General features: G+C 44.1%; 13 protein-coding genes and 1 tRNA gene. 10 read left to right on the top strand and 4 right to left on the bottom strand.

What is annotated here, in order from left to right:
* Nucleotides 1-91: 91 nt before the first annotated feature.
* From groES to BUA56_RS03715, 6 genes are all read left to right on the top strand, one after another.
* Nucleotides 92-376: a co-chaperone GroES gene (gene groES, locus BUA56_RS03740; RefSeq protein WP_072849114.1), complete on the top strand. Its 285-nt coding sequence runs from the start codon at nt 92-94 to the stop codon at nt 374-376.
* Nucleotides 377-404: 28 nt separating this feature from the next.
* Entirely contained in the window at nt 405-2,018 is a 1,614-nt protein-coding gene (gene groL / locus BUA56_RS03735) for a chaperonin GroEL (protein ID WP_072849112.1), read from the top strand.
* 104 nt (nt 2,019-2,122) lie between these two features.
* The gene (locus tag BUA56_RS03730) at nt 2,123-2,626 is read left to right on the top strand and encodes a DUF6106 family protein (protein WP_072849110.1); all 504 of its coding nucleotides are present in this window, start codon (nt 2,123-2,125) and stop codon (nt 2,624-2,626) included.
* Between the two features lie 69 nt (nt 2,627-2,695).
* Nucleotides 2,696-4,150, top strand: a complete 1,455-nt coding sequence (gene guaB / locus BUA56_RS03725; protein ID WP_072849108.1) for an IMP dehydrogenase — start codon at nt 2,696-2,698, stop codon at nt 4,148-4,150.
* Between the two features lie 57 nt (nt 4,151-4,207).
* A complete protein-coding gene (locus BUA56_RS03720; RefSeq protein ID WP_072849360.1) occupies nt 4,208-4,936 on the top strand; it encodes a peptidoglycan recognition protein family protein in 729 nt (242 codons plus the stop codon).
* 10 nt (nt 4,937-4,946) lie between these two features.
* Nucleotides 4,947-5,351, top strand: a complete 405-nt coding sequence (locus tag BUA56_RS03715; protein ID WP_072849106.1) for a secondary thiamine-phosphate synthase enzyme YjbQ — start codon at nt 4,947-4,949, stop codon at nt 5,349-5,351.
* Nucleotides 5,352-5,445: 94 nt separating this feature from the next.
* Here BUA56_RS03715 and BUA56_RS03710 read toward each other — a convergent pair whose 3' ends face one another.
* The 3 genes from BUA56_RS03710 to BUA56_RS03700 are packed head-to-tail and all read right to left on the bottom strand — an operon-like array spanning nt 5,446 to nt 7,348.
* Nucleotides 5,446-6,279 (bottom strand): hypothetical protein, encoded by an 834-nt coding sequence (locus BUA56_RS03710; RefSeq protein WP_072849104.1) that lies wholly within the window; start codon nt 6,277-6,279, stop codon nt 5,446-5,448.
* Entirely contained in the window at nt 6,273-6,971 is a 699-nt protein-coding gene (locus tag BUA56_RS03705) for an ABC transporter ATP-binding protein (protein WP_072849102.1), read from the bottom strand. The genes BUA56_RS03710 and BUA56_RS03705 overlap by 7 nt, the downstream gene beginning before the upstream one ends.
* A complete protein-coding gene (locus BUA56_RS03700) occupies nt 6,968-7,348 on the bottom strand; it encodes a GntR family transcriptional regulator (protein ID WP_072849100.1) in 381 nt (126 codons plus the stop codon). The genes BUA56_RS03705 and BUA56_RS03700 overlap by 4 nt, the downstream gene beginning before the upstream one ends.
* Nucleotides 7,349-7,482: 134 nt before the next feature.
* Here BUA56_RS03700 and pepF point away from each other — a divergent pair, with 134 nt between their 5' ends.
* Both pepF and BUA56_RS03690 read left to right on the top strand, forming a co-directional pair.
* Nucleotides 7,483-9,285 carry an oligoendopeptidase F gene (gene pepF, locus BUA56_RS03695; protein WP_072849098.1) on the top strand — a complete coding sequence of 601 codons (1,803 nt, stop codon included), beginning with the start codon at nt 7,483-7,485 and terminating at the stop codon, nt 9,283-9,285.
* A gap of 120 nt (nt 9,286-9,405) precedes the next feature.
* Entirely contained in the window at nt 9,406-10,170 is a 765-nt protein-coding gene (locus BUA56_RS03690; RefSeq protein WP_072849096.1) for a nitroreductase family protein, read from the top strand.
* A gap of 41 nt (nt 10,171-10,211) precedes the next feature.
* Here BUA56_RS03690 and BUA56_RS03685 read toward each other — a convergent pair whose 3' ends face one another.
* Nucleotides 10,212-11,528 carry an amidohydrolase gene (locus BUA56_RS03685; RefSeq protein ID WP_072849094.1) on the bottom strand — a complete coding sequence of 439 codons (1,317 nt, stop codon included), beginning with the start codon at nt 11,526-11,528 and terminating at the stop codon, nt 10,212-10,214.
* A 152-nt stretch (nt 11,529-11,680) separates the two neighbouring features.
* On the opposite strand from BUA56_RS03685, the gene BUA56_RS03680 reads away from it, so the two are divergent.
* Nucleotides 11,681-11,753: transfer RNA gene (locus BUA56_RS03680), tRNA-Gly, on the top strand.
* Between the two features lie 195 nt (nt 11,754-11,948).
* Nucleotides 11,949-12,299 carry a cupin domain-containing protein gene (locus BUA56_RS03675; RefSeq protein WP_072849092.1) on the top strand — a complete coding sequence of 117 codons (351 nt, stop codon included), beginning with the start codon at nt 11,949-11,951 and terminating at the stop codon, nt 12,297-12,299.
* Nucleotides 12,300-12,394 lie beyond the last annotated feature (95 nt).

The raw sequence follows: 12,394 nt of genomic DNA, 5'->3' as shown, positions 1-12,394 counted from the left end.
TTCAAGATTAACTAATATATGACTAACGGTTAGCACTCGATGTAAATGAGTGCTAATAAAAGCAGAAAATATTTTAAGGAGGCAATAGATTATGAAATTAGTACCATTGGGAGACAGAGTCGTTTTAAAACAGTTAGAAGCTGAAGAAAAAACAAAATCAGGAATCGTATTACCAGGTCAGGCACAGGAAAAACCCCAGCAGGCTGAGGTTGTTGCAGTAGGACCGGGCGGAGTTGTTGACGGCAAAGAAGTAAAGATGGAAGTGAAAGTAGGAGATCAGGTAATCTATTCCAAATACGCCGGTACAGAAGTTAAATTAGACGATGAAGAATTTATCATTGTAAAACAGAGCGACATCTTAGCAGTAGTAGAATAAATCATAAAAACCAGGAGGAATGATAGATATGGCAAAAGAGATTAAATACGGAGCAGAAGCAAGAGAGGCACTGCAGAATGGTGCCGATAAATTAGCAAATACAGTACGTGTGACATTAGGACCAAAAGGAAGAAACGTAGTTCTGGACAAATCCTTTGGCGCACCTCTTATCACTAACGATGGTGTCACCATTGCGAAGGAAATTGAGCTGGAAGACGGATTTGAAAATATGGGCGCTCAGTTAATCAAGGAAGTAGCTTCCAAGACAAATGATGTGGCTGGTGATGGTACTACAACAGCTACGGTACTTGCACAGGCTATGATTCATGAAGGAATCAAGAACCTTGCAGCTGGTGCAAATCCAATCATCCTGAGAAAGGGAATGAAAAAAGCTACAGATGCAGCAGTAGAGGCCATTGCTTCCATGAGCAGAAAAGTAGAAGGAAAAGATCAGATCGCAAGGGTTGCAGCAATCTCTGCCGGTGATGACGAAGTGGGAGAATTAGTTGCAGATGCTATGGAAAAAGTATCCGGAGACGGTGTTATAACCATTGAAGAGTCTAAGACAATGAAGACAGAACTGGATTTAGTAGAGGGTATGCAGTTTGACCGCGGATACATTTCCGCTTACATGGCAACTGACATGGACAAAATGGTAGCTAATCTGGATGATCCATATATCTTAATCACAGATAAGAAGATCTCTAACATTCAGGAACTGCTTCCACTGTTAGAGCAGATTGTAAAAACAGGCGCTAAACTGTTAATCATTGCTGAAGACGTAGAGGGCGAAGCTCTTACCACACTTATTGTAAATAAATTAAGAGGAACCTTTAATGTTGCAGCTGTTAAGGCTCCGGGCTACGGCGACAGAAGAAAAGCTATGTTAGAAGATATTGCTATCTTAACAGGCGGCCAGGTAATCTCCGATGAATTAGGTCTTGACTTAAAAGAAGTTACCATGGATCAGCTGGGACGTGCAAAATCTGTAAAAGTTGAGAAGGAAAATACAGTTATTGTTGACGGAGCAGGCGATAAGGCAGCCATTGACGCAAGAATCAGCCAGATTAAAGGACAGATTACAGAGACAACATCTGAGTTTGACAAAGAAAAATTACAGGAAAGACTTGCTAAACTTGCAGGCGGCGTAGCTGTTATCCGTGTAGGTGCCGCTACTGAAACTGAGATGAAGGAAGCTAAGCTTCGTATGGAAGATGCTCTTGCAGCAACACGCGCAGCAGCGGAGGAAGGCGTTATCGCAGGAGGCGGATCCGCATATATCCATGCTTCCAAGAAGGTTGAAGAGCTGGCAGAGACATTAAGCGGCGATGAGAAGACTGGTGCTGTAGTCGTATTAAAAGCTCTGGAATCTCCTCTGTACCACATTGCTGCCAATGCTGGTCTGGAAGGCTCTGTTATTGTCAATAAAGTAAAAGAATCCGAGACAGGCGTTGGATTTAATGCTCTGAAAGAAGAGTATGTAGATATGATTAAAGAAGGAATTCTGGATCCTGCAAAAGTAACAAGAAGTGCATTACAGAATGCTACCAGTGTTGCATCTACTCTGTTAACAACAGAATCTGTTGTATCTAATATTAAAGAAGATACTCCGGTAGCTCCAGCAGCTCCTGGAATGATGTAAGCTTCACAGAATTTTAAGACTTTCTAAGGGCTGGCGTCGTAGACGTCAGCCCTGCTTTGTGCTAGAATGAAGACAGTTTCTAAGAATGTACAAGGAGAGAAACCATGAGTGATTTGTATTCAGAATTTTTGGTAAAAAAGCAGAGTACCGGCAAAGATATGGCAGTTAAAATCGGAATGCTGGCGCTCACTGTTGTGGCAGTATTTTCAGGAATCATGATACACCCTCTTTTATTTATTGCGGCTATCGGGCTGGGAGTTGCGGATTACTTTGTATTCCCCAATCTGGATCTGGAATATGAGTATCTTTATGTTAACGGCGAACTTGATATCGACAGAATCGCAGCAAAGACCAAGAGAAAGAAAGTGAAAAGCCTGGATACGGGTAAGATGGAGATCCTGGCGCCTGTGAAGTCTCACAGAATGGATTATTATAATAATAACAGCAGATTGAAAGTTTTGGATTATTCGTCGCAGGATCCATCCCACAAAATTTATGCCATGATTATACCTGATGGTCAGGAATTGTGTAAAGTTTTGTTGGAGTTCGACGAAAAGATGCTCAGCAACATACAGAAATCAAATCCCAGAAAAGTTTTTATGGATTGACACCTTTGTCGAATTTTGTTACACTAGGGAACAAAACCAAAATAAATAGAAACGAAAGGGAGAGAATAAATGGGTACAATAATTGGTGAAGGCATTACTTTTGACGACGTACTTCTAGTTCCGGCATACTCAAAGGTAACTCCGAATCAGGTAGATTTAAGCACATATCTGACCAAAAAAGTTAAATTAAACATTCCTATGATGAGCGCAGGAATGGATACTGTAACAGAACATCGCATGGCAATTGCTATGGCAAGACAGGGCGGTATAGGCATTATTCATAAGAACATGTCTGTGGAGCAGCAGGCAGAGGAAGTAGATAAGGTAAAACGTTCTGAAAACGGTGTTATTACAGACCCATTTTTCTTATCACCAGAGCATACGTTGGAAGATGCCAACAACTTAATGGCGAAATTCCGTATTTCCGGTGTTCCTATCACAGAGGGAAGAAAACTGGTAGGTATTATTACCAACCGTGATCTTAAGTTCGAAGAAGACTTTTCTAAAAAAATCAAAGAATCTATGACATCTGAAGGCCTGATAACAGCAAAAGAGGGAATCACACTTGAGGAGGCGAAGCGAATCCTGGCAAAAGCCAGAAAGGAGAAACTTCCTATTGTAGACGATGATTTCAATCTGAAAGGGCTTATAACCATCAAAGATATTGAAAAACAGATTAAATATCCGCTGTCAGCAAAGGACGCCCAGGGAAGACTGCTGTGCGGAGCTGCTGTGGGAATTACTAAGAATGTGATGGAGCGGGTGGACGCCCTTGTGAAGGTGCGGGTAGATGTCATTGTTATAGATTCTGCTCATGGCCATTCCGAGAATATTCTTTCTACACTTCGCATGATTAAAGGTGCATATCCTGAGCTACAGGTTATTGCAGGAAATGTAGCCACGGCAGAGGCAACCAGAGATCTGATTGCAGCAGGTGCGGATGCTGTCAAGGTAGGAATCGGTCCGGGATCTATCTGTACCACAAGAGTGGTGGCAGGGATTGGTGTTCCTCAGATTACAGCAGTTATGGACTGCTATGGAGAGGCAAAGAAGACCGGAACACCGGTAATTGCAGACGGAGGAATCAAGTACTCCGGAGATATGACAAAGGCTATTGCAGCAGGGGCTAATGTGTGCATGATGGGAAGTATCTTTGCAGGATGTGATGAAAGCCCAGGTACCTTTGAATTATACCAGGGCAGAAAGTATAAAGTTTATCGCGGTATGGGTTCTATAGGGGCCATGGAGAATGGAAGCAAGGATCGTTATTTCCAGACAGATGCGAAAAAACTGGTACCGGAAGGTGTGGAAGGCCGTGTGGCATATAAGGGACATGTGGAAGACACGGTATTCCAGCTCATTGGAGGGATTCGTTCTGGTATGGGCTATTGCGGTGCACCGGACATTGAAACTTTAAAGGAAACAGGAAAATTTATTAAGATTTCCGCCGCTTCACTGAAAGAATCTCATCCACATGATATTCATATAACAAAAGAAGCACCGAACTACAGTGTAGACGAGTAAAATACGAGGAGGAGGCAAAGGGGTGCCTCCTCCCTCTTTTTGGCAGAGGATAAGTATATGGTAAGGGGTAAAAGACGAAGGAAAAGACGCCGCAGTGCCGGATATCGGAAGAGGCAGCTGGAGGTAAGACGCAACATAATACTATTTGGGATCGTTCTATTGGGAGTGATTCTGTTCTGTCTTACGGTAAAGACAGTAAAGAATAAAAGAGAGGAAGCCAGGACGGCTGCTATGGATGACAAAAAGGTGTCTTTTGTGGGAGCACCGCTTCTGGATGTCCAGCTGCTGGATGTGAATCCGTATTCAAGGCCAGGTACTGCGCTGGAGCAGATTAAGGGTATTGTAATTCACTATACAGCTAATCCAGGGACTTCGGCTCAGAATAACAGGGATTACTTTGAGGGTCTGAAAGACAGCCAGGAGACAAAAGCCAGCAGTCACTTTGTCATTGGCCTGGACGGAGAAGTTGTACAGTGTATCCCCAGCAATGAGATATCCTATGCGTCAAATGAGCGCAACAGCGATACTCTCTCTATCGAGTGCTGTCATCCGGACGAGAGCGGTCATTTCAATGAAGCTACCTATCAGTCACTGGTGGAACTCACGGGATGGCTCTGTGAGCGGTTTTCACTGAAGTCAGACGATGTCATCCGCCATTATGATGTTACCGGGAAGATATGCCCTAAGTATTATGTTGAGCACGAAGACGCATGGAAGCAATTCAAGAAAGATGTGGACAAGCAGATAAAGATAGTAGAAAAAGAACAGAAAGAAGCAGGGGAATAGGAGGCAGAAAATGAATCTATTCAAACATTCACTCACCATTCAAAAACCTCAGACTATGGTAAAGATTACCGGACAGATAAGAGAAGACATAAAGAACAGCGGCATCCGATCAGGGATAGTTGCAGTGTACTGTCCCCATACCACCGCAGGGATAACCATCAATGAAAATGCAGATCCGGATGTAGTAACAGATGTGATCTATGGCTATGAGAAAGTATTTCCCACAAATGACAGGGTTTATCGGCACTGCGAGGGAAATTCTCATGCCCATATGAAATCCTCTGCAATGGGGGCTTCAGCCACCCTGATTGTTGAAGAAGGAAAAATAATTCTGGGAACCTGGCAGGACGTTTACTTTTGTGAATTCGACGGACCCAGAAATCGGAACTACTATGTGAAGATTATAGAAGGGTAAGCAATTGGGGACAGGCCATGTTGAATTTGGGACACCCAGGATCTATTTTGGGACGTGTTCTTTCTAGAAAGAACACGTCCCCTTTTTCACTTTTTTATTCCAGATTCAGTCTTCTGGACAATATATAGTGGATTCCAAGATAAAATCCTACAGTGAGCAGTAAGTCGAATACTATGGAAAAGCCCATAAACGCTGGTGACATCCCAGTGGTGGATGTGGTAGCTATTAATGCATTGTTCGAGTTGACGGAGTAAGGACTCCATCCCAGAGTGAGCATCATGATGACGCCTACAATCTGCAGTACCAGATAGATCCCTGCCAGGGAACCGATGGCTCCCAGGATCTTATGTGTCTTGCAGAGACTTCCCAGACAAATAGCAAAGTATACCATAAAGATGTTAAAGAAAACGCTGATAAGCATGGTCAAAAGCATATATATTGTACTAAAGAACTCTGAGGTTCCAAAGGCTGTCAGCATTGCGCTCCAGAATTCCTGAAAGAATTCAGGCAGATATTGCATGGTATAAGAGTTGATAAAAATGATTGCCAGGGAGGCGCATATGATTATCATGTCAATCAGTCCCCAGATGATAAATACAAAGCAGCGGGACCATATATGCTGGGCAGGCGTTACCGGCAGCGTATGCATAAGGTAGCCTTCATTGGAAAACATGCCTTTCTGGAAGTCACGGGCCAGAAATATATAGGTCATAACTGCTATGCAGAAGATTCCCAGTACATACAGCAGAATATAGACTGCAGTGATGAGACTGGTGGCTGCGGATGCGGTATTGAAGTCGCCCTCCCCGTTTAATGCCATTGAGAAAATAATTCTTCCTATTACAGAGAATGCAAGCAGCGCCCCATGTATCAGTATCAGCAGCTTGGATACCTGTTTTAAATTATGTTTAAACAATTTTCCTAACATCTGAATACCTCCCGGAATAAACCATCTACAGATTTGCCTCTCTCATACCGGATCTCGTCTACAGAGGAGATCAGCTTAATCTGACCGTACTGAATAAATATAACATCGTCCAGTACATTCTCTACATCTGAGATCAAATGGGTGGAGATGATGATGGTGGCATCTTCTGCATAGTTATTAATAATCGTAGAAAGGATGTAATCTCTGGCTGCAGGATCTACGCCTGCGATAGGTTCATCCAGGCAGTAGAGCTTAGCCCTGCGGCTCATGACCAGGATTAGCTGTACTTTTTCTTTGGTGCCCTTGGACATAGTTCTGAGGCGGTCGCTGGGGTTAATATTCAGCTTCTCCAGCATATCATAAGCGCGGCTCCGATCAAAGTCCTCATAAAAATCCACAAAGAAGCTGATGGCGTCATTCACACTCATCCAGTCTCCCAGATATGTCCGCTCCGGCAGATAGGAGACAATTTTCTTTGTATCCACACCTGGTGCCATACCGTCTATCAGGACCTCCCCGTTGGTGGGTACCAAAAGACCGTTAATCAGCTTAATCAGCGTAGTCTTTCCGCTTCCATTTGGGCCAAGCAGACCGATGATTTTTCCTTTATCCAAGGATAGGTTAATATTGGCAAGTGCTGTCTTAGTACCATAAGACTTGGTAAGATTCTTGCACTCTAATATCTGGCTCATTCATTCTCCTCCTTGTCGCTTTTCTCCAGCTGCGTGATCAGATCAATAATCTCCTGTTTTTTAAATCCCAGCTGCGCCATCTTATCCAGAAATTCTTTAATATGGGCTGACGCAATTTCTTCTTTCATTTTTTGAATCATAATAATGTCCTCCGTGATATATCGTCCGCTGGTTCTCTGGGCAAATACCAGACCGGTTCTCTCGAGTTCTGTCAAAGCCTTCTGCATGGTATTAGGATTGACGGCAGCTTCTGATGCCAAATCCCTCACTGACGGGAGCCTGTCTCCCGGAGCATAATTCCCGGATATAATATCTTGTTGTATCTTTTCGATAATTTGAGCATATATCGGGCGTTCGGAACTAAGATTCCAAGCCATTAATGAACACCTCCTGTACTATTGTATTAATGATTTAATACAATCATAATCGATTTTTTCTTTCTTGTCAAGGATAATGACAAAGAAAATGGTTTATAGTATACTGAAAGAAGAAAATTAACGGAGGAATCATCATGGCAGAAAGCAAGAGTGTATGGAAGAGAGAGGAAGTAAAGGAAGAAGACCGTTGGGCCATAGAAGATTTATATCCAAGCAGGGAAGCTTGGGAAAAGGATGCAGAGATACTCAGACATAAGATAGAGAAGCTGGAGCAGTATCAGGGATCACTTGGAGAGAGCAGCGGCGTTCTTTCCGGTATGCTGGAAGAATACAGTAGTACGAGCCAGCTCTTTGAAAGGCTGTATGTATACGCCAATCAGAGGCTTCATGAGAATACTGCCGACAGTACCAGCCAGAAACTCACCGGAGAAGCCCAGGTTCTCATGACTCTGCTGAACAGTAAAACCGCATATATTGTACCGGAGATATTAAACATACCCCAGGAGAAGCTGAATATATTTATAGAGGAGGATGAGAGATTAAAACCGTTCACAATCTTTCTGAATCAAATCATCCGTCAAAAGGAGCATACCCTCACAAAAGAGATGGAAGAACTCATGGCTAAAATAGACGAGCTTGCGCAGGGTCCGGGAAATATTTTCAGTATGTTTAATAATGCGGACATTACCTTTCCCGCAATTACCGATGAGGAAGGCAATGAAGTTCCCCTGACCCACGGCCGCTATGCCGGATACCTGGAGAGCAGCAGCCGGCAGGTGCGCAGGGATGCCTTTATGAGCTTGTATCATACCTACAGGCAGTTTGAAAACACATTGGCTGCCGCGTTTGATTCCAATGTACGCCATGCAGTATTCGAGGCAAGAGAGCGAAAGTATGGATCATCTTTGGAAGCTGCTTTGGACGGCAGCAAAATTCCCACGGAAGTGTATGATAATCTTATTCAGACGGTGCACAGCCATATGGATTTGATGTACCGGTATCTGGAACTGAGGAAGAGGGCATTGGGAGTGGAAGAACTTCATATGTATGACGTATATGTACCGCTGGTAGATGATGTAGATATGAAGATACCCTTTGACAAGGCAAAGGAGATGGTTCTGGATGGCCTGGCTCCCCTGGGGGAGGAATATGCCGGCCGGCTGAGAGAGGGCTTTGAAAACCGTTGGATTGATGTATATGAGAATCAGGGAAAAAGAACAGGTGCGTATTCCTGGGGGGCTTATGGGGTGCATCCCTATGTGCTGCTGAATTATCAGGAGAATCTGAACCAGGTATTTACCCTTGCACATGAGATGGGGCATGCTCTGCATTCCAGCTATTCGGATGAGAAGCAGCCATACCTCTATGCCGGTTACAAAATATTTGTAGCGGAAGTGGCCTCTACCTGCAACGAAGCGCTGCTCATACACCATTTGCTGAAACATACAAGTGATAAAAGGGAAAAGGCATATCTGATTAATTATTTTCTGAATCAGTTTAAAGGGACCCTGTACCGCCAGACTATGTTTGCCGAGTTTGAAAAGAAGGCGCATAAAGAAGTAGAAAATGGGGGTACTCTCAATGCTGCATGGCTGAATGAAACCTACTATAATCTGAACAGAGAGTATTTTGGAGACGGGGTAGTGCTGGATGAGGAGATTGCTCTGGAGTGGGCCAGAATCCCCCATTTTTATACTCCCTTCTATGTTTATCAGTATGCCACCGGGTTTTCTGCAGCCATTGCTATCAGCAGCAAGATTCTGAAAAAGGAGCCGGGAATTGTTGAAAAATATAAAGAATTTCTCAGCGGGGGCAGTTCTATGGACTGTATAGACCTCCTGAAATTATGCGGGGTGGACATGACAAAGCCGGAGCCGGTGAAGGACGCACTGAAGGTATTCCAGGAATATTTGCAGGAATTGGAGCACCTGTTATAGATAAAAACCGAGTTTGAGCATATTGCATAGAAACATTAATAAAATAATAATAAATTTGGCATTGCATTTGGGAAAAAGTATGTTACAATATTGTTACAGAATGATTAAAAAGGTGAGAGTATGAACTTGTATGAGGCAATATTCGTCAGGAAATCCATCCGAAATTACGAGATGGAACCCATCAGTCCTCAGCTTTTAAAGGAAATATGCGACTATCATAAAGAAATTGAGGGACTGAATGCAGGAATCCAGACAGAAATTACAGTAATAGATAATACCAAGAAGCATCAGATATCACTGAATCCTTTTGGGGTAAAAGCACCTTATTATATGGCAATTTATACGGAAGAAAAGGATAAAGCGCTGATGAATGCAGGCTATATTATGGAGCAAATGAGTCTCTTTATCTGCTCCAAGGGGCTAGGCAGCTGTTTTGTGGGCAGCGCGAAGCCCAAACCTGGTATGGGAAAACTGGGGGACAAGAAATTTGTCATTATGCTGGCGTTTGGAAAATGCAAAGGCAGTCCTTACCGGAAGGCAGCAGAGGCAAAGCGCATGGATCTGAAGGAGCTCAGCGTTTACAAAGAAGTGCCCCGTCAGTGGATGAACCAGCTTCTGGAAGGTGCACGTCTTGCTCCCTCGAGCATGAATAGCCAGCCCTGGCGGTTTGTGGTCTATGACAGCAGGATTCACATCTTTGCAAAAAAGCATAATATGAACCATCTGGGAAAATGGGAAGAATTTAATTTTGGCGTCATGTTTTCTCACCTGATGCTGGTTGCGGAAGAACTGTGGCTGGAGGTAGATCTTATCCGCCTGGAGGATATCAGCCATAAAAACTTTCCTAATAACCAGTATATGTTAAGTGCTATCTTAAAACCATAAAAGCCCTTGAGAACGAAAAGTTCTTGCGGGCTTTTTGCGTACTACAAAACTGCAGATCTGGCTTTTTTAAAATCCTCACGGGCACTGTGGAGAAGTTCCGGGGTTTCCAGAAGCTCTGCAGCGGCAGAGGATAAGATACGTGAGGCAGTCAGCATTCCTTTGTGTGCAATGGAAGCTTTGCCCTGGGCAGTTACGGTCCAGTGGTGCAGGGGCGATCCGTTTGCATAACAGTTAACCATAAAACTTCCGCTGGGTACCTCCCAGCTTACATTTCCTGCATCAGTAGAGATGCCGCTCTTACGGTCCAGCGTCAGATCCGGATAGGGATCTATGGAAAGCTCTGCATTGGGAAGGCTTCCTTCCAGCTGAAAAGCTCTGGCATAGCGGATTTCCTCTTCAGTATAGCGGAGCGGCGTGCTGGCTTTCAGATGTTTTATCAAAAGCTGATCCAGTGTGGGGTTTGGGAGAAAGCTTCGGTATACGGCGTTTTGCGTGATGGTTACCTGTGTGCCGGTCATCAGCGCAGCACCCTGTGCAATATTGTCCACTCGCTCTTTCAGCTCCCTGGTGTCTCTGTCTTTTGGGGCGCGGATCGCATAAAAAACCTGTGCTTCGGCAGGGATAATATTGGGTGCGGTTCCTCCGGCGTTCAGATAGGCGTAGTGAACTCTTGCATCTGGCAGCATATGCTCCCTGAGGTAATTTACGCCGATGTTCATAAGCTCACAGGCATCCAGCGCACTCCGCCCAAGATGGGGGGCCAGTGACGCGTGGGCACTTTTGCCGTGAAAGGTGTAGGTCACCCGCACATTGGCAAGAGAATTGTTAAAAAGTCCGCTTTTATAATGGGGATGCCAGGACAGCATAATGTCTGTTTCATCAAAAAAATGCTCTTCAATCATGAGGGCTTTGCCTGCTCCGTTTTCTTCCCCGGGACAGCCGTAATAAATCACAGAACCACATATTCCGGTATCCTCAATATAATGCTTGACAGCCAAAGCAGCAGCCATACCTGCTGTCCCCAGAAGATTATGCCCGCATCCGTGGCCGCTGCCCTGAAAAACCAGGGGATGCTGAGAGGGACAGTCTGCCTTCTGGCTGAGCCCGGGAAGCGCGTCATATTCACCCAGAATTCCGATAACAGGCCCCAAAGTGCCGTACCTTGCGCGAAAGGCTGTGGGAAGAGAACTGCTGGGGAAGCATACTTCAAATCCAAGACGTTTCATAACGTCAGCCTGAAGTTTACTGGACTTATGTTCTTCGAATCTGGTTTCTGCGTACTCCCATATGGTATTGCTTGTCTGTATAAAAAGATCTCTGGACTGCTCCAGATAGAATGCTATTTTTGATGAATCCATGATAGTACCTCCAAGATTATCTGTTTCTCCTATTATAATAAACAAGTAGAATATTTACTATAGGGACAAGAAAAAAGGACAGGAAAAAATCGAAAAAAGTCATTGACAATTCATTCAAGTTATAGTATATTAACTATTGTCGTTGATGACATGCGCGAGTGGCTCAGTTGGTGGAGCGCGACCTTGCCAAGGTCGAGGCCGCGGGTTCGAGTCCCGTCTCGCGCTTTTTTTATTTCCGGAATTTTGCAGAGTGCAAAGTTCCTTTTTTATTACATAGGAAACTTATGCTTGTCTCTGTGGAAGATGCGGAAAGCATTCCAGAGGTCAGTCTGTTACCCGCACAGAGTCTGTGCTTGCGTATTTCTGTTTTTTTACGTATACTGGAAATATGGAAAATGAAGATTACAGGAGGTACCAAAGATGGTAAGAAAAGCGACAATCGCCACAAAATCGAACGTAAGAGGAGGGGAAGGAAGCGTTACCTTTCATCACATCGTATCAGAGGAGGAACTGCTGGGACATGGGAAGATGCTGGCAAAAGTAGTGATTCATCCCCACAGTTCTATCGGGATGCATCAGCATATAGGAGAAACCGAACCCTATTACATACTTAGCGGTAAAGGTGTTTTTACAGACAATGACGGCAGCAGAACAGAGGTGGTTCCGGGGGATGTTTGTGTGATCGAAGTGGGACAGAGCCACAGCCTGGAAAACCCAAATGACGAGCCTTTAGAAATCATGGCTATGGTCTATTACGACAAGACAAAATAGGACATAAAACCCCCAAATTCTACTTGAGAAATTCCATCATTAATGATACACTACAGGTATGATTAAAGTTTAACAATAATTTATGTGAAGGTGGA

The sequence above is a fragment of the Lactonifactor longoviformis DSM 17459 genome, assembly GCF_900129135.1.
Taxonomy (GTDB): Bacteria; Bacillota; Clostridia; order Lachnospirales; family Lachnospiraceae; genus Lactonifactor; species Lactonifactor longoviformis.
Note: the sequence above shows the minus strand (reverse complement) of the source record. Positions and strands in the feature narration are given on the sequence as shown.